The sequence below is a fragment of the Streptomyces phaeofaciens genome (genome assembly GCF_014648915.1).
Classification (GTDB): domain Bacteria; phylum Actinomycetota; class Actinomycetes; order Streptomycetales; family Streptomycetaceae; genus Streptomyces; species Streptomyces phaeofaciens.
This window is the reverse complement of the sequence record NZ_BMSA01000012.1, coordinates 131,972-149,573: the sequence shown is the minus strand read 5'-3', so window position 1 is coordinate 149,573 and position 17,602 is coordinate 131,972. Positions and strand designations below refer to the sequence as shown.

The following is a 17,602-nucleotide window of genomic DNA, read 5'->3' as shown; positions in this document are numbered from 1 at the left end:
CCGTGGCCGGTGCTGCGGCCTCCATGGGCACCGACCCAGTGACCCTGGCTGATCTGCTGCGGGTCGCCTCGGCTCCCGGGTTCGACCGGTGGCGTGATCAGGTACGCCGTACGGGTGGATGCTCGGACCCGATCCACCTGTCCGGTACGACGGTCACCCGCGACGCACGGACCGGGGACGTCCTCTACTCGTACTCCACGGCCGAGGAGCCGGGCGGACGTCTGCGGGTCGCCTGTGGCAACCGGCGGGCCTCCCGCTGCCCCTCCTGCGCCTGGACGTACGCGGGCGACGCCTACCACCTCATACGCGCCGGACTCACCGGTGACCCGCGCATGGGTATCCCCGACGGAGTACGCATCCACCCCGGCGTGTTCGCCACGCTGACCGCGCCCTCCTTCGGGCCGGTCCACAACCGTCCCGAGAACGGTCGCTGCCGCTGCGGTGTCGCCCACTCCGAGGACGCCGCCGAACTCGGCACGGCGCTCGACGCTGACACGTACGACTACGCCGGGGCCGTTCTCTGGAACAACCACGCCGGGGACCTCTGGCGACGCTTCACGATCTACCTCCGCCGGGAGATCGCCGCTCGCGCTGGCATCACTCAGGCCACGCTGCGGGAGGTCTGCCGGATTTCCTTCGGCAAGGTCGCCGAGTTTCAGAAGCGCGGGGCGATCCACTTCCACGCCATCGTCCGACTGGACGGTCCGGCCGGTCCCGACGACTCCCCGCCCGAGTGGGCCAGTACGGCACTGCTCGGGGATGCGATCCGTGATGCCGCTGCCCGTGTCTCCGTCCCGGTAGCGCCTGCCGATGACCTCCCGGCGCGAGTCCTGCGCTGGGGTGCCCAGGTCGACGTACAGGCCATCGGCACCGACGGCCAGGAGCTGAACGAACAGGCCGTGGCCGCGTACGTCGCGAAGTACGCGACCAAGGCCGCCGAGTCCACCGGCACGGTCGACCGCCGCGTCGGGGAGCTCTCCGAACTCGACAAGCGGCCGGACCTGCCCGACCACACTCGGCGCCTGATTCGAGCCTGTCATGCCCTTGACCAGCGCTACCCGGACCGCAAGCTCTGGGCCTGGGCTCACATGCTCGGCTTCCGCGGGCACTTCCTCACCAAGTCCCGCCGCTACTCCTCGACCTTCGCGGAACGTCGCCAGGTCCGCGCCGCCTTCCGCGCCCGCCAGGAGCGTCGGGAGCGAGGGCTGTCCGAAGACCTGGACGACTCGGAGGGCTCCACGCTCGTGCTCGCCCACTGGTCCTACGCCGGGCACGGCCATAGCCCCGGCGAATCCTGGCTCGCCGCATCGATCGCAAAGGAGATCCGACTGAACCGAGAGACGGCCCGTGAAGCCCTGGCCGACATATCTGATCTTGATCTTGAAGCTGAGGGGGAGCGGTGAGTGTGGATCGGCTGTTGAGCGTGCAGGAGGTCGCCGATCGGCTCGGTACCGGCGTGAGGTTCCCCCGTCGGCTTGTTGAAGAACGTCGCATCACCTTCGTGAAGGTCGGCCGACACGTGCGGATCCCGGAATGGGCTCTTGAGGCGTACGTGGCCGAGAACACTGTGCAGCCGATCACCCTTCGGCCCAACGCGCTCAGGAGGGCGGCCTGATGGCTGGCAAGCGCAAGTCCCGCCGTGCCTTCGGCCGGATCCGCAGGCTCCCCTCAGGCCGCTTCCAAGCTCGATACCCCGGGCCCGATGGAGTGCTCCGCCCGGCCGACCGGACGTTCGCCACCACGACGGACGCCGACCGGTGGCTTGCCCGGAAGCGCATCGAGATCGAGGAAGGGCACTGGCTCGACCCCGCCGAGGGGCAGACGACCGTACGCGACTGGGCGGCCCGGTGGCTCGCAGCCGTCTCCCCGCAGCTCAAGCACAAGACACAGGCGTCGTACCGGTCCCTGATCAACTCGCTGATCGAACCCGCCCTGGGGGACCGCGAGCTGTCCAGCCTCCGGCCGATCACGGTTGTCGAGTGGGTGGGAGGGATGAAGACCAAGGGGCTCAGCGCTTCCAGGATCCGGCAGGCGTACCGCGTCCTGTCGCAGATCATGCGGGCCGCCGTCGACAACGACATGATCCCGCAGACACCATGCCGGGGCGTGAAGCTGCCTCGGATGCCACAGACCGAGCCGCACATCCTCACCCCGCTCGAAGCCTCACGGGTCGTACAGAGTGCCGCCGAGCCTCACGGCCTGCTGATCGCTCTTCTCGCGTACGCGGGTCTGCGAGTCGGTGAGGCGTTCGCCCTCCGGCGTGGGGACATCGACGTGTCCGGCGGCTTCGTCCTGGTCGACGAGAACCTTGCCGAAGCCAACGGCACCTTGGTCTTCGACACCCCGAAGTCCCATCAGAAGCGGCTCCTTCGCGTCGGCCCGTCGCTGGCGCAGCGGCTCGGCCGGCACTTGGAGACTCTGCCCGGCGGGTATGACACGCTCCTGTTCACCACGCCAGCTGGGAAGCCGTTGCGCTACAACCAGTGGCGCAAGGCGTACTTCGACCCGGCCGTGGCTGCGGCTGGGCTGACCGACGTCACTCCGCATGACCTCCGGGCCTCGCACGGCACCTGGGTGGCCGACCGGTACGGCGTGATGACCGCCGCTCATCGCCTTGGCCATTCGAACGCGAGCGTCACGACCCGGCACTACGCCCGGCCGGTCGCCGGTCGCGACGACCAGGTGGCCGAAGCGGCCGACTCTTGGCTCAGCGGGCACGATCACGAGCCTGGGGCACGTAGCGGGCACGATGACGATGACGACGGCGCTGCCGGGGTCCTCGTACCCACCTGACCTGCGGTGGAGCGGCTCACCATCCCTACCACCGAGAGATCTTGAAAACCGTCGTGGCGCGAGTCACCGTGGGTTCAAATCCCACACCCACCGCAGATGCACGGCCCCCGACCAGGCGAAATGGTCGGGGGCCGTGCTGCGTTCCCGGTGGGGACGCCTCCGGCCCACCCGCGGGTGAGCCGGAACGGCGGGCTCCCGTGGGGGCGGGGTGACGGCGCCGGTGCTGAAGGACGCCGTCGCCAAGGCGGTCGGGCCGGCGGCCGCAGGGCCGCCACGCCGGTCTCCGCCCCGTGACGGCTTTGTCCCGGCTGTGTGACGTAAGGGCTTGCTGGGGTGTCGGGCGGGTGGGGGGCGTTGTTACGGTCCCGCTCCGTGGGCGGCCGGAGAGGGCGGCCCGTGAACAGGGGGGATGTCCCAGATGAAGGTCAAGGTCCAGCGGCTCAGACCCGTGGTCGTCGCGCTCGCGGGTGTCACGCTGGCGGCCGCTCTCACCGGGTGCCAGGGGGACGGGAGCGAGGCAGGGGCGGACAGGACGGCGGGCGCGGGGGCCGCCGCCGTGGCCTCGCCGTCGGCCGCGTCCAAGGCTCCGGCCGCCTCCGCCTCCCCGGCGGGAACGCCGGCCGCCGGTGCCTCCGCCGCTCCCGCCGACCCGGCCGCCGCGGCCACTCCCGCTGCCGGTGCCTCCGCCGGTGCCTCCGCCGGTGCGTGCAGCGACGAACCTCCCACCCCCGAAGAGGTCGATCCCGACGAGATCGCGCTGTTCCGGGTCGAGGAGCTGGACGGCAGTACGGGGAAGGTGAACCTCGTCGTCCAGCACGGTGTCTGGGGGTGTCCGGGGAAGGACACGGACGGGGCGCCCTTCGTCGTCACGGGGGAGGACAGCCGGTGGGCGATGGATCAGGCCGCCTATGTCACGGCCGTCACGCCGATCGTCGAGAGCACGGAGAACCAGCGGATCGGGGTGCAGGAGCTGATCGACTGGGTGGACGCCCATCCCGATTCCGGGCTGGTGTTCCGGTACACCGTCGGTGCGGACGGGGCGATCCACCGGCTGGAGCAGGTCTTCACTCCGTAGGGCGGCGGCTCATGCGGGCCGCGGAGGCCACCGTGGAGCGGGCCTCGCGGTCGGTGAGGCCGGTGTGGACGGCGGCCTGGACGAGGGCGTCGGTGAGGGCTTCGCCGATGCCGTCCTCGTAGGCCCGGCAGGCGGCCCAGAACAGGCGGGTGTTGCGCTGGCCCGCGTGCGCCGCGAGGACGAACTGGACCAGCCCGCGGCCGTGCGCCCCGGTCGCCGACGCGGCGCCCGCCGCCGGGTTCCGGGTGCGCGGCGGTGGCGGGAGCAGCAGGCGCAGCAGGGAGCGGGGGCAGGGGGCCGGAGCCAGGTGGTCCGTGCCGGGGGCGGTGGTGTAGCGGCCCAGGTCCGTGCGGGAGCCGGGGCCGACCAGGTAGCCGCCCGCGCCGCGGATGTCGATGCCGGGGGCGAGGCGGCCGGCGGAGTTGGGGACGACGACGTCCGGCGGGCCGGTGAGCCAGAGGTGGCGGCCGCCGGAGGGGGTGATGACGACGATCGTCGGCGGGATCGTGAAGAGGTGGTTCAGGGCCAGTTCGCGCAGGGCGGTGGTGGAGTCGGTGCCGGTCTTGGTGTCGAGGTCGATGCCGATCAGATGGTGCGGGGGCAGGCCGCAGGCGATGCCGTAGCCGGTGGCCCAGGGGGCGGCGTCGAAGAGTGCGCGGATGCGGGCGGGGTCGGTCGAGGCGTCGTACACGCCATGGCCGGGGCGGCCGCACTCGCCGTGGCAGCGCGGGCCGTCCCGCTGGTCGCGGTGGGGGGAGCGCAGGGCCGGGAGTTTGGTGCGGGACAGGGGGATGACGGCCAGGCCGCGTTCGGCGGCGGACAGGGCGTGGGCGAGGGCCAGTCGGGTGGCCTGCCGGGGGTACCGGGCGGGACCCGGGGCGGGGGGCCGGTCTGTGGTGGCCATGGCCCCATTTTCGTACTGGTGTTCGAGGAAGGGAAGAGGGCCTGCCCCGGCCCGCCCGCGACGCGCCGAGGCTCCCGTGGTTGGCCGGAAATCTGCGGGAACGCTTCACCTGTTGTGGGGCTTGAGGGGTGAGTGTCCGACTTGCCGGGGGTTAGGGGCAGACGGGTAGGAAAAGTGGTGCTAGGGGTTTATCGACTTGTCATCACGCTTGCGTGCTAATCACGGCTTCCGGTGTGGTTCGCCGGGGACGCGGTGGGCAACTCTGGTCTCGCGACGTCGTCACAGCGCCGGGACGGTCGGCCAACTGCCCTGGTGAAAGCCGTATTTCAAGCTCCGTACATGCATGGTTCTGGAGGAACAGACATGGCAAGCATCCGTACCGCCCGCGTCATCGCCGCCGTTTCCGCCCTTCCGCTGGCAGTCGCGCTCTTCGGCGGTGTCGCGGTCGCGGACAACGGCGGGTCCGCGGGCAGCGGATCGAACGCGGGTGTCGCGAGCGTCGTCGGCAGCGGTGTCGGGCGTGACAACAGCGGCAACTCGTCCACCACCCAGCAGAACGCGGTGGGTTCCGGCGCCTCGAACCAGAGCAACACCGCGCAGGTCGACGGGGCCGCGTTCACCGCGGTCAACCAGGGCAACAACAACGTGGCGGTCGGCTTCCCGCCGCTGTGGTGGTGAGCCGCGGGGGGCCGCTGCCGGTCCCCCGGGTTCTGTGACGGGTGTGCTTCGTGGGGTGCGACAGCGACTGCGCGGCGGTACTTCGGTGCCGCCGCGCAGTCGTGTTCGCGCGCCCTCGGCGGTTGACAGCCACCACTATCTGACGGACAGTCAGAAACCTGTTCCGGCAAGGGTTCCGGTGGTCCGGGGAGGAGTGCTCCGTGGGTGACGACGACGGCCTCGACGACGATCTCCACGCACGGCTGAAGGGCTACGAGGGCCGCCCCTCCACCGTCGCCGGCGCCGGCCGCGACCCCGTCAACGCGCCCATGATCCGGCACTGGTGCGAGGTCCTCGGCGACACAAATCCCGCCTACACCGGCCCCGGCGCGACCGCCCCGCCCACCATGCTCCAGGCGTGGATCATGGCCGGCCTGAGCCCCCACACCGGCCGCGCCCGGCCCTACGAGGAACTGCTCGCCCTGCTCGACGAGGCGGGCTGCACCTCCATCGTCGCCACCGACTGCGAGCAGGAGTACCTGCGCCCGCTGCGGCCGGGCGACGAGGTCACCTACGACTCGGTGATCGAGTCGGTCTCGCCGCGCAAGACGACCAAACTGGGCACCGGGTACTTCGTCACGACCCGCACGGACGTCAGGGTCGGCCCCGACCTCGTCGGCACCCACCGCTTCCGCGTCCTGAAGTACGCCCCGGCCCGCCGCCCGGCGAAACCCCCGGAGCGCCGCCCCCGCCCCGTCGTCAACCGCGACAACGCCGGCTTCTGGGAGGGCGTCCGCGACCACCGTCTCCTCCTCCAGCGCTGCGCCGACTGCGCCGGCCTGCGCTTCCCGTGGCTGCCGGGCTGCGCCGACTGCGGCTGCCCCGACTGGGACACCGTCGACGCGTGCGGCGAGGGGACCGTGTTCTCGTACGTCGTCCTGCACCATCCGCCGTTCCCCGCCTTCGAGCCGCCGTACGCGATCGGGCTGGTCGAGCTGGCGGAAGGGGTGCGGATGGTGAGCAACGTGGTCGGGGTGCCGTACGACAAGGTGCGGATCGGGATGCCGGTGCGGCTCGAGTTCCGGCGGTACGACGACGAGTTGGTCCTTCCGGTGTTCAAGGGGGTGACGGCATGAACGTGGGGGACGCGCTGCCGCCGCTGGAGATCGAGGTCACCCGGACGCTGATCGTCGCGGGCGCGCTCGCCTCACGCGACTACCAGGACGTGCACCACGATCCGGAGGCGGCCCGGCGGAAGGGCTCGCCGGACATCTTCATGAACATCCTCACCACCAACGGCCTGGTCGGCCGCTATCTCACCGACCACTTCGGCCCCACGGCGGTGCTCCGCAAGGTCGCCGTCCGGCTCGGCGCGCCCAACTATCCGGGGGACACCCTGGTGTTGCGGGGCAGGGTCGAGGCGGTCGACGGGGAGACGGCCGTGGTCCGGGTGACCGGCGACAACGGGATCGGCCGGCACGTCAGCGGCACGGTGACCGTGACCGTCCCGGCGGGAGGAGCGCGGTGAGCGCGCGGACGCGGGACTCCCTCGGCGGGCGGGCCGCGGTCGTCGGGATCGGGGCGACCGAGTTCTCCAAGGACTCGGGGCGCAGCGAGCTGCGGCTGGCGGCCGAGGCGGTGCGGGCGGCGCTCGACGACGCCGGGCTCACCCCGGCCGACGTCGACGGGCTGGTGACGTTCACGATGGACACCAGCCCCGAGATCACCGTCGCGCAGGCCTGCGGGATGGGCGAGCTGTCCTTCTTCTCCCGGGTCCACTACGGCGGCGGGGCGGCCTGCGCGACCGTGCAGCAGGCGGCGCTCGCGGTCGCCACCGGCGTGGCCGAGGTGGTCGTCTGCTACCGCGCGTTCAACGAGCGCTCCGGCCGCCGCTTCGGCTCCGGTGTACGCCACCGGGAGCCCTCGGCGGAGGGGGCCGCGCTGGGCTGGACCCTGCCGTTCGGGCTGCTCACCCCGGCCTCCTGGGTGGCGATGGCGGCGCAGCGCTATCTGTACACCTACGGGCTGACCCCGGAGGAGGCGTTCGGGCCGGTCGCCGTGACGGCTCGGCGGCACGCGGCGGCGAACCCGGCGGCGTACTTCCACGGCCGTCCGATCACCCTCGCCGACCACGCGGCCTCCCGCTGGATCGCGGAGCCGCTCAGACTGCTGGACTGCTGCCAGGAGACGGACGGCGGGCAGGCGCTGGTGGTCACCTCGGTCGAGCGGGCCCGCGATCTGCCGCGCCCACCGGCGGTGATCGCCGCGGCCGCGCAGGGCGCGGGCCGGGCCCAGGAGCAGATGACCAGCTTCTACCGCGACGACCTGACCGGACTGCCGGAGATGGGCGTGGTGGCCCGCCAGCTGTGGCGGACCTCGGGGCTCGCGCCCGCCGACATCGAGGTCGGGATCCTGTACGACCACTTCTCGCCGTTCGTGCTGATGCAGCTGGAGGAGTTCGGCTTCTGCGCCCCGGGCGAGGCGGCCGGTTTCGTCGCGGCGGACCGGCTGCCGCTGAACACCCACGGCGGCCAGCTCGGCGAGGCCTATCTGCACGGGATGAACGGTGTCGCCGAGGCCGTACGGCAGCTGCGCGGCACGTCCGTGAACCAGGTGCCGGGGGCGTCGCGGGTCCTGGTGACCGCGGGCACCGGAGTGCCGACCTCGGGCCTGGTGCTGACCGCGCAGGGATGAGCCCCCAGGGGTCAACCCGGAGTAGAGGCCACGTCCTCGTCCACCTTCAGGAGGTGGAGCCGGCACCACCCCTACAACCTGAGTCGGACGCGGCTTCGGCACCTGCGGCCGATCCGCGGCACGGGGGTCCGCTCCTAGCGTGGAGCCATGACCACACCCGTCTGCACCAGCGCTTCGAACGCTATGACGCGGCCCTCCCCGTACCCGTCCTTCACGTCGTACGTCAGGGCCCGTCAGCCGGTGCTGCTGCGTACCGCACGGTCGCTGACCGCGAACCCGAGCGACGCGGAGGACCTGCTGCAGACCGCCCTCACCAAGACGTACGTCGCGTGGGAGCGGATCGAGGACCACCGGGCGCTCGACGGCTATGTCCGCCGGGCCCTGCTGAACACGCGCACCTCGCAGTGGCGCAAGCGCAAGGTCGACGAGTACGTCTGCGACGAGCTGCCGGAGCCGGAGCCGCAGTCCGGCGCGGAGGACCCGGCCGAGCGGCAGGCGCTGCGCGACGCGATGTGGCGGGCGATCATGAAGCTGCCCGCGCGGCAGCGGGCGATGGTCGTCCTGCGGTACTACGAGGACCTCAGCGAGGCCCAGACGGCCGCCGTGCTCGGGGTCTCCGTGGGCACGGTGAAATCGGCGGTCTCCCGGGCGCTCGGGAAGCTCCGCGAGGACTCTGAGCTGGGGCTTGTCCGGTAGTGGGCCGACATGGTGTTTTGACCGGGGCTTTAACGTGACGCGATCGATCATCGCTACCTAGTGACATACCGCGCGGTATGTGCGCAGAATCAGCGCAACCGTTACCACCGCGTAGGCAATGTCGCCGCCCTGGGAGGACGCCGTGCTGAGCACCATGCAGGACGTACCGCTGCTGATCTCGAGGATCCTCACCCATGGGGCGAAGATCCACGGCACATCACAGGTCACCACCTGGACGGGCGAGGGCGAGGCCCATCGCCGCTCCTTCGCCGGCATCGGCACCCGCTCCGCCCAGCTGGCGCACGCCCTGCGCGACGACCTCGGCGTGAGCGGCGACGACCGGGTCGCCACGCTGATGTGGAACAACGCCGAGCACGTCGAGGCGTACTTCGCGATCCCCTCCATGGGCGCCGTCCTGCACACCCTGAACCTGCGGCTGCCCCCCGAGCAGCTCGCGTGGATCGTCAACCACGCCGCCGACAAGGTCGTCATAGCCAACGGCTCCCTGCTGCCGCTGCTCGCCCCGCTGCTCCCGCACCTCAAGACGGTCGAGCACATCGTCGTCTCCGGCCCCGGCGACCGCTCCCTCCTCGCCGGCGTCACCCCGCGCGTCCACGAGTACGAGGACCTGATCGCCGGCAAGCCCGAGAGCTACGACTGGCCCGAGCTGGACGAACGCGCGGCCGCCGCCATGTGCTACACCTCCGGCACCACCGGCGACCCCAAGGGCGTGGTCTACAGCCACCGCTCGATCTACCTGCACTCCATGCAGGTCAACATGGCCCAGTCGATGGGCCTCACCGACGAGGACACCTCGCTGATCGTGGTCCCGCAGTTCCACGTCAACGCCTGGGGCCTGCCGCACGCCACCTTCATGACCGGCGTGAACATGCTGATGCCGGACCGGTTCCTCCAGCCCGCGCCGCTCGCCGAGATGATCGAGGCGGAGAAGCCCACCCACGCGGCCGCCGTCCCCACCATCTGGCAGGGCCTGCTCGCCGAGCTGACCGCCAAGCCGCGGGAGGTCTCCTCGCTCGGCCAGGTCACCATCGGCGGCTCGGCCTGTCCGCCCTCCCTCATGAAGGCCTTCGACGACCTCGGCATGCGGGTCTGCCACGCCTGGGGCATGACGGAGACCTCCCCGCTCGGCACCATCGCCCGCCCGCCGGCCCACGCGGTCGGCACGGACCAGGAGTTCGCCTACCGCCTCACCCAGGGCCGCTTCCCGGCCGGTGTCGAGGCCCGCCTCACCGGCCCGGGCGGCGAGCGCCTGCCCTGGGACGGCGAGTCGGCCGGCGAGCTGGAGGTGCGCGGCACCTGGATCGCCGGCGCCTACTACAACGGCCCCGACGCCGAACCGCTGCGCCCCGCCGACAAGTTCAGCGAGGACGGCTGGCTCAAGACCGGCGACGTCGGCACCATCTCCCCCGACGGCTTCCTCACCCTCACCGACCGTGCCAAGGACGTCATCAAGTCCGGCGGCGAGTGGATCTCCTCGGTGGAGCTGGAGAACGCGCTGATGGCCCACCCGGACGTCACCGAGGCGGCCGTCGTCGCCGTCCCCGACGACAAGTGGGGCGAGCGCCCCCTGGCCACGGTCGTCCTGCGGGAGGGCTCCGCCGCCGACTTCGAGATGCTGCGCGCCTTCCTCGCCGAGGAGGGCAAGATCGCCAAGTGGCAGCTCCCGGAGCGCTGGACGATCGTCGAGGCCGTCCCGAAGACCAGCGTCGGCAAGTTCGACAAGAAGGTGCTGCGCCGGCAGTACGCCGAGGGCGGGCTGGACGTCACCCAGCTCTGACAGGCGCCCCCGTCCGTACGCCGGGCAGGTCACCTCGCGGCACCTGTCCGGCGTACACCTGCGTTGTCGGGTGAGGCCGTCACCTCCGTACGGCCTCACCTCCGTACGGCCTCACCTCCGTACGGCCTCACCTCCGTACGGCCTCACCTCCGTACGGCCTCACCTCCGTACGGCCTCACCTCCGTACGGCCTCACCTCCGTGGGGCCTCACCGGCGTACGGCGGTCGTCGTCCACCCCAGCAGGAGCCAGACGCCGGCCACCGCCACGACCCCGCCCCAGCCGACGTGGGTGTAGGCGAGGCCCGCCAGGGCCGACGCGGTGGCACCGCCCGCGAAGCCCGCCACGACATAGGCGCTGTTGGCGGTGGCCGGGGCGGAGGTGGTGGTCAGGGCCAGGGTCTGGTTGGCCACGTGGGAGGCCACGAGCGCCGCGTGGATCGCGATCGCGGCCACGAAGAGCGCCACGATCACCTGCCCGCCCAGCCAGAACAGCGGGACCGAGACGGCGGCCAGCGCGTACGCGCCGCGGACGACCTTGGCGGCGCCGAAGCGGTCGACCAGTCCGCCCGCCAGCGGGGCCACCACGCTCGCCGCCAGCCCGAACAGGCCGAACAGTCCGGCGGTCGCGGTGGACAGGCCGTACGCCCCGCCCGTCAGCAGCAGGGCCAGCGAGGTCCACAGCGCGCTCCACGCGCCGTACATCCCCGCCTGCCGTACGCAGGCCCGCCACAGGTCGGGTGAGCGGCGCACCAGGCCGGGCATGGTCCGCAGACCGTGGAAGAGCCCGCCTTCGTGGACGCGCGGGCGCTCGGCGGGGAGCGCGGCCGCGGTCAGCAGGCCGAGGACGGCCGTGAGCACGGCCGCGCCCACGAACACCGCCCGCCAGCCGAAGGCCTGGCCGGCCAGGCCGCCGAGGACCCGGGCGGCGACGATTCCGGTGAACAGTCCGGCGATGACGGCGGCGACATGGCTCGCGCGGCGGTGGGCCGGGGCGCGTTCGGCGACCAGCGGGACCAGCAGCTGCGGGACGACGGTCGCGGCGGAGGCGACCAGCACGGCGGCCGCGAGCGCGGCGGTCCCGGCGGCCGCCGCACCGGCGACCAGCGCGGCCGTGGTGACCAGGGAGAGGGCGGCGACCAGGCGGCGCCGGTTGACGCGGTCGCCGAGCGGGGCGAAGAAGAGCAGACCGGCCGCGTAGCCGAACTGGGCGACCGAGGCGATCCAGGCCACGGACGAGGGCGCGGAGCCGAAGTCGTGGGCGATGAGGGGGAGCAGCGGGGCGGCGACGTAGATGTTGGCGGCCGTGACCGCGGTGCACAGGGCGATGAGGACGAGCAGGAGGTCCGTGCGCCGGCCCGTGGCCGGGCCTGGCCCGGCGGCGGTGTGCGGGGCGGTGTGCGGGGCGGTGACTGCGGACGGGGGCGGGGACGACATGGAGGCGCTCCTCGGAGCCGGCTCTAACAAGTAACCAAACAGTTGGAACGAGCGGTGCAACAGTCGGCGGGGGGCGGGCATTCCCGGTTGCCAACGCATCGGTCACCGCTGCCGACCGCTGCCGACCGGCTGGTTGCCCACCCCAGGCGGCCCAACCGGTTGGTTGCAAACCTGGCTACGATGGCCCCATGGCAGCCACCAGGGACCCCGAGGCCACCCGGGCGCGGATCTTCGACGCCGCGGTCGCCGAGTTCGCCCGGCACGGCATCGCGGGCGCCCGCATCGACCGCATCGCGGCCGCCGCCAAGGCGAACAAACAGCTCATCTACGCCTATTACGGCAACAAGGCGCAGCTGTTCTCCCAGGTCCTCGGCCGCCGCATGGTCGACCTCGCCGCGGCCGTCCCCGTCGACCCGGACGACGTCGAGGGCTGGCTCGACCGGCTCATGGACTACCACGCCGCCCACCCCGAACTGCTGCGCCTGCTCTACTGGGAGGGCATCGAGTACGGCACCGCCGAACTCCCCGACGAGGCGCAACGCCAGGAGCACTACGCCCTCAAGGTGGCCACCGTGCGGGACGCGCAGGAGCGGGGCGTGATCTCCGACGCGATTCCGGCGGGCGACCTGTTCTTCCTGCTGCTCGCGCTCGCCAACTGGGTGACCGTCGTACCCCAGCTGAACCGCTTCCTGGCCGGCGGCACGGACGACGACCGCGACCGCCTGCGCGCCTCCGTGAAGGAGGCGGCGCGGCGGCTGGTCGCACGGTAGGAACGGGTCCGGGGGGCCGGATCCCGTAGGCCTTACGGAACCCGTAGGGACAGGCCCGTAGGGGCGGGCGGGCCTAGTTGGTGCCGATCCGGGCCAGCAGGTCCACGATCCGGCTCTGCACCTCAGGGCTGGTGGACCGCTCGGCCAGGAAGAGGACCGTCTCGCCCGACGCCAGCCGGGGCAGGTCCGCAGGCCCGACGGCGGCCGTGTAGACGACCAGCGGGGTGCGGTTGAGCTGGCCGTTCGCCCGCAGCCAGTCCAGGATCCCGGCCTGCCGGGGCTGCACCTGCATCAGGTCCATCACCACCAGGTTCGGCCGCAGCTGCCCGGCGAGCGTCACCGCGTCCGCGTCGCTCGCCGCCCGCGCCACCTGCATCCCGCGCCGCTCCAGCGTCGAGGTCAGCGCCAGCGCGATCTCCGCGTGCTCCTCGATCAGCAGGACCCGCGGCGGGTGCTGCTCACTGTCCCGGGGCGCGAGCGCCTTCAGCAGGACGGCGGGGTCGGCGCCGTACGCCGCCTCGCGCGTCGCCTGCCCGAGCCCGGCCGTCACCATCACCGGCACCTCGGCGGCCACCGCCGCCTGGCGCAGCGACTCGAGCGCGGTCCGGGTGATCGGCCCGGTCAGCGGGTCCACGAACAGCGCGGCGGGGAACGCGGCGATCTGCGCGTCCACCTCCTCGCGCGAGTGCACGATCACCGGCCGGTAGCCGCGGTCGCTGAGCGCCTGTTGGGTGGAGACGTCCGGCGCCGGCCAGACCAGCAGTCGGCGCGGGTTGTCCAGCGGCTCCGGCGGCAGCTCGTCGTCCATCGGCACCGGGCGCGGCGGATCCGCCACCTCGACGGCCCCACCGGGACCGTCCAGCGGCTCCGGGCCCTCGGCCGCGTTCTCGTCCGGGGCTCCTATGGCGTACGACCGCCCGGCTCCCTCGGTGTTGGACCCGCCCGGCACCAGCCGCGCCTGACCCGCGAGGGACGGCTGCGCAGGCAGCGGGGCCTGCGGGGCCGCGCCGGGCGTCTGCGGTGCCACGGCCGGCTGCTCGGCCGACGGATGCGGGCGCGCGGCCGGGTCCGGCGGTGTCCCGAGCTTGCGGCGCCGCCCGGAACCACCGGGGGCGTGCGGGGCCGGCGTGGCGGTGGCCTGGGCCTGCGACTGCGCCTGCTGGACCTGCGCCGCCTGCCGGGTGAACGGGACACCTTGCCCCAGGGTGCGCACGCTTATGGCACGGCCCTGGGTGGAGTGGGGGTCCATCGGCGCGGCGGCGGCCGCCTCGGCGGGCAGCGGCTGAGCCACCCGCGGTACGGCGACGGCCGCCTCCGGGGGGAGGGGGGTGCCGGTGCTGGGCGTGGAGGTGGGGGACACGGGGGCCGGGGCCGCCGCGGCCGGGAGGGCGTTCGGCGGTACGGGGGTGCCCTGGGCGGAGACGGTGGGGGCCGCGGGTGCGGCCGGTGCCGCCTCGGCGGGCAGGGGCTGGCCCTGGCCCTGGGGCAGGGGGGTGCCGGGGACCGGGGCGGGGACCGCCTGCGCGAGGGCGGGCAGCGCGGGCAGGGGCTGGCCGGGCAGGGGCTGGCCCGCCGGGGTCGCGCCGGCCGGAAGGGCCAGGGGCTGTCCGACGGCGTCCGGCGCCGGAGCCGGGGCGGGCGCCTGGGCCTGGGCCGGAACGGTCACCGGAACGCCCGCGGCACCCGCCGCCTCCTGCGGCGCGGCGACGGCCCGGCGGCGGCGGCCGGTCGGCGCGGTGGTGGGGTGCGGCTGCGGCGGGGTGTGGTCGTCGGACTGGCCCGGCGCGGCGGCGTCGTGCCGGCCGTGGTCGATCAGGGCGTCGTCGGACGGGCCCGCCACAGCCATCTGGGCAGGTACGGGCAGTGCCCCGGCGGCGGCCTGCGGCGACACCGGTGCCTGGGCCTGCGCGGGAATCTGCAGCGCGGGCTGGGGCTGCGGCTGTGCCGGGACGGGGTCGGCGGTCGCGGCGGAGCTCTCCGTCGACGACCGGTCCGCCTCGGCCGGCGGCAGGGCGAAGACCGCGCGCGGTCCCGCCTCCTGCGCGGCGGCGCGCTCCGACGCGGCGGCCAGCGCACGGCGCCGACGCCCCGTCGGCTGCCCCTCGTCGGCCTGGACGGCTTGATCGGGCGCCTGGCCGGTGTCGGCGGGCGCGCTCGCGAGAGCGGGCAGAGCGGGCGGCAACGCGTGTTGCTGGGGCTGGGGTTCGTCGGCCGGGCGCCGGGCGCGCCGGCCGGCGCCCGGCGCGGGCACGCCCTGCGGCGGAACGGTGCCACCGAGCCCCGTACCCGAGGCGGCGGTGCCCGCCGCATGCTCGGCGGCCGTCATGACGGCACCCTCGGAGACGCCTTCGGCGACCTCCGCACCGGAGTCCGCGCCGGCGCCCGGATCGGCGTCCGCGCCCTCGGCGGGACGTCCGCGCCGGCGCCCGGTGCCACCGGACGCGCCGTCCTCGACGACACCCTCCGGCAGCTCGGCCGGGGTCTCCTCGGCGGCCATGCCACGCCTGCGGCGCCGTCCGGTGGGAACGGCACCCTCTCCGTCACCGCCCTCGGCCGTGCCGGGGACCTCGCCGTCCAGGAAGGCGTCCACGGAGGAGCGGCGCGCCCGTCGGCGCCCCGCGCCGGAACCCTGCTCGACGGCGGCCTCCCCGTGCCCCGCGTCGGCCGTGCCCCCGGCGAGGACGGGCAGCGCGGCGGGCGCCGGAGCCGCGACGGCCCCCGCCCCGCCGCCCAGCGGCACCTCCAGCACGAACGCGCTGCCGCTCATCCCGGGCACCTCGTGCGTCTGGAGCACACCGCCGTGCGCCCGCACGATCCCGCGCACGATCGGCTCGTGCACGGGGTCGCCGCCGGCGTAGGGCCCCCGCACCTCGATGCGTACGACCTCGCCCCGCTGGGCCGCCGCGACGACGACCGTGTTGTCCATGTAACCGCCCGCCGAGACGGGCGCGTTGCCGGTGGCGTCGACGCCCGCGACGTCCGCGACGAGATGCGCGAGCGCGGTCGCCAGGAGCCGTGCGTCGACCTCGGCCTCGATCGGCGGCGCGTGTACGGCGAACTGCACCCGGCCCGGCCCGATCAGCTCCACGGCCCCGTCGACACCGGCGGCGACGACGGCGTCGAGCATCACCTTGGTACGGGAGATCGCCTCACCGCCGGTGTCGAGCCGCTGGTAGCCGAGCACGTTGTCGATCAGCGTGGTGATCCGCGAGTACCCCGCCGACAGGTGGTGCAGCACCTGGTTGGCCTCGGGCCACAGCTGCCCGGCGTCGTCCGCGGCGAGCGCGGCCAGCTCGCGGCGCAGCTCGTCCAGCGGTCCGCGCAGGGAGGTGGCGAGGAGGGTGAGGAGCTGGTCGTACCGCCCGGCGAGCGCGTCGTAACGGTCCTTCTCCCGCTCACCGAGCGCCGCGTAGCGCTCCTCCGCGGCCGCGACCTCCTCCTCCTGCTGCTCGCGCAGCTCCTCCAGCTCGGTGACGTGCTTCTGGCGCAGCGCCGTGAGGTCGGAGGCGTGCTCCTCGGAGAGCTGGTCCAGCTCCTCGGCGTGCCGCTGCTCGACGGAGTCCTTCTCCTCGGCGAGGGAGTCGTAGGGCCGCCGGTCGGTGAAGGTCATGACGGCGCCGACGAGCTGGTCGCCGTCGCGCACGGGAGCGGTCGTCAGATCGACCGAGACCTTGTCCCCGCCCTTGGACCACAGCACCTGCCCGCGCACCCGGTGCTTGCGCCCGGAACGCAGCGTGTCGGCGAGCGGCGACTCGTCGTACGGGAACGGCGAGCCGTCCGCGCGCGAGTGCAGCACGAGGGTGTGCAGCTCCTTGGCGCCGAGATCACTCGCCCGGTACCCCAGGATCTGGGCGGCGGCCGGGTTGACGAGCACGATCCGGCCGTCGGTGTCGGTCCCGACCACGCCCTCGGACGCGGCCCGCAGGATCATCTCGGTCTGCCGCTGCGAACGCGCCAGCTCGGCCTCGGTGTCGACGGTGCCCGACAGATCGCGCACGACGAGCATCAGCAGCTCGTCGGCGGCGTAGCCGTAGCCGTCGTAGGCCTGCTGCCCGTTCTCCAGGTTCGCGCTGGTGACCTCGACCGGGAACTCGGACCCGTCCGTGCGCCGCGCGATCATCCGCGTCGGCTTGGTCCGGGCCCGCGGATCGATGTGATCCGGGCGCCGCATGGATCCCGGGATCAGCTTGGAGTCGAACTGCGGCAGCAGATCGAGCAGTCCCCGCCCCACCAGAGCCGTACCCGGCGTCTCGAAGGCCTCGAGCGCGATGGTGTTCGCGTTGACGACGGTCCCGTTCGCGTTGACCAGGAGCAACGCGTCGGGAAGCGCGTCGAGTATGGCTGCGAGGCGAGCAGCGCCTCGGGATGGCCTGCTGCTCACGAGTCGCTTCCTCCCTGTTACCGCAACGTGCCGACCGCTCGGGCCATATTGCCAACCGGTCCGCAGCGTGTCACGCGAGGGAGTCTAAGGGCTCGGTTCCGGTCGCAGGCGCCGGATGAGAGGCACCTCGCACAACGAAGTGACACAGAACGTGTGACCGCACGCATGACCTTCGCGGGACATTTACGCGGCTGATGTTTCCGCCGTGCGGTACCTGTGCGCCCCGGCGCCCCGCCCGGGGAACGGAATCCGGTCGACCGCCCTCGGGCCGGACGAGACGGTCCCGGGCCCGGCCGGGCGGGGCCGGGGACCGGCGTGCGACCGGCCCTCGGCGGGTGCGGGGCGGGTGTGGGGCGATCCTGGGCCGGGTCGGGGGACGGCCCGTGAAGGGTCTGGAAAG

Annotated in this window: 14 protein-coding genes; 11 read left to right on the top strand and 3 right to left on the bottom strand. The window is 73.3% G+C overall.

Annotated elements, in window-relative coordinates; translation table 11 throughout:
• Positions 1–23 precede the first annotated feature (23 nt).
• The 4 genes from repSA to IE275_RS21220 all read left to right on the top strand — a co-directional run bounded on the left by repSA (position 24) and on the right by IE275_RS21220 (position 3,868).
• Positions 24–1,403 carry a replication initiator protein RepSA gene (gene repSA, locus IE275_RS21235; protein ID WP_189712916.1) on the top strand — a complete coding sequence of 460 codons (1,380 nt, stop codon included), beginning with the start codon at positions 24–26 and terminating at the stop codon, positions 1,401–1,403.
• On the top strand, positions 1,400–1,615 hold the full coding sequence (locus IE275_RS21230; RefSeq protein ID WP_189712915.1) for an excisionase family DNA-binding protein: 216 nt from the start codon (positions 1,400–1,402) through the stop codon (positions 1,613–1,615). Before repSA ends, IE275_RS21230 begins: the two co-directional genes overlap by 4 nt.
• Positions 1,615–2,793, top strand: a complete 1,179-nt coding sequence (locus tag IE275_RS21225; protein WP_189712914.1) for a tyrosine-type recombinase/integrase — start codon at positions 1,615–1,617, stop codon at positions 2,791–2,793. Before IE275_RS21230 ends, IE275_RS21225 begins: the two co-directional genes overlap by 1 nt.
• 418 nt (positions 2,794–3,211) lie before the next feature.
• Entirely contained in the window at positions 3,212–3,868 is a 657-nt protein-coding gene (locus tag IE275_RS21220; protein ID WP_189712913.1) for a hypothetical protein, read from the top strand.
• On the opposite strand, the gene IE275_RS21215 is transcribed toward IE275_RS21220, so the two are convergent.
• The gene (locus tag IE275_RS21215; protein ID WP_189712912.1) at positions 3,858–4,772 is read right to left on the bottom strand and encodes a bifunctional DNA primase/polymerase; all 915 of its coding nucleotides are present in this window, start codon (positions 4,770–4,772) and stop codon (positions 3,858–3,860) included. The genes IE275_RS21220 and IE275_RS21215 overlap by 11 nt on opposite strands.
• Before the next feature lie 363 nt (positions 4,773–5,135).
• On the opposite strand from IE275_RS21215, the gene IE275_RS21210 reads away from it, so the two are divergent.
• The 6 genes from IE275_RS21210 (at position 5,136) to IE275_RS21185 (ending at position 10,617) form a co-directional block, all read left to right on the top strand.
• Positions 5,136–5,450: a hypothetical protein gene (locus tag IE275_RS21210; RefSeq protein WP_189712911.1), complete on the top strand. Its 315-nt coding sequence runs from the start codon at positions 5,136–5,138 to the stop codon at positions 5,448–5,450.
• Positions 5,451–5,650: 200 nt separating this feature from the next.
• Positions 5,651–6,565, top strand: coding sequence for a bifunctional MaoC family dehydratase N-terminal/OB-fold nucleic acid binding domain-containing protein (locus IE275_RS21205; RefSeq protein ID WP_189712910.1), 915 nt, complete (start codon positions 5,651–5,653; stop codon positions 6,563–6,565).
• Positions 6,562–6,957, top strand: coding sequence for a MaoC family dehydratase (locus IE275_RS21200; protein ID WP_189712909.1), 396 nt, complete (start codon positions 6,562–6,564; stop codon positions 6,955–6,957). The genes IE275_RS21205 and IE275_RS21200 overlap by 4 nt, the downstream gene beginning before the upstream one ends.
• Positions 6,954–8,123 carry a lipid-transfer protein gene (locus IE275_RS21195; protein ID WP_189712908.1) on the top strand — a complete coding sequence of 390 codons (1,170 nt, stop codon included), beginning with the start codon at positions 6,954–6,956 and terminating at the stop codon, positions 8,121–8,123. The genes IE275_RS21200 and IE275_RS21195 overlap by 4 nt, the downstream gene beginning before the upstream one ends.
• 147 nt (positions 8,124–8,270) lie before the next feature.
• Entirely contained in the window at positions 8,271–8,819 is a 549-nt protein-coding gene (locus IE275_RS21190; protein WP_189712907.1) for a SigE family RNA polymerase sigma factor, read from the top strand.
• Positions 8,820–8,937: 118 nt separating this feature from the next.
• Entirely contained in the window at positions 8,938–10,617 is a 1,680-nt protein-coding gene (locus IE275_RS21185) for a long-chain fatty acid--CoA ligase (protein ID WP_189712906.1), read from the top strand.
• A 207-nt stretch (positions 10,618–10,824) separates the two neighbouring features.
• Here IE275_RS21185 and IE275_RS21180 read toward each other — a convergent pair whose 3' ends face one another.
• Positions 10,825–12,051, bottom strand: a complete 1,227-nt coding sequence (locus tag IE275_RS21180) for an MFS transporter (protein ID WP_229870418.1) — start codon at positions 12,049–12,051, stop codon at positions 10,825–10,827.
• A 188-nt stretch (positions 12,052–12,239) separates the two neighbouring features.
• Between IE275_RS21180 and IE275_RS21175 the strand changes: the two genes are divergently transcribed.
• Positions 12,240–12,821, top strand: coding sequence for a TetR/AcrR family transcriptional regulator (locus IE275_RS21175; RefSeq protein WP_189712905.1), 582 nt, complete (start codon positions 12,240–12,242; stop codon positions 12,819–12,821).
• A 73-nt stretch (positions 12,822–12,894) separates the two neighbouring features.
• Here IE275_RS21175 and IE275_RS21170 read toward each other — a convergent pair whose 3' ends face one another.
• Positions 12,895–17,202 (bottom strand): PAS domain-containing hybrid sensor histidine kinase/response regulator, encoded by a 4,308-nt coding sequence (locus IE275_RS21170; protein WP_189712904.1) that lies wholly within the window; start codon positions 17,200–17,202, stop codon positions 12,895–12,897.
• Positions 17,203–17,602: the final 400 nt, after the last annotated feature.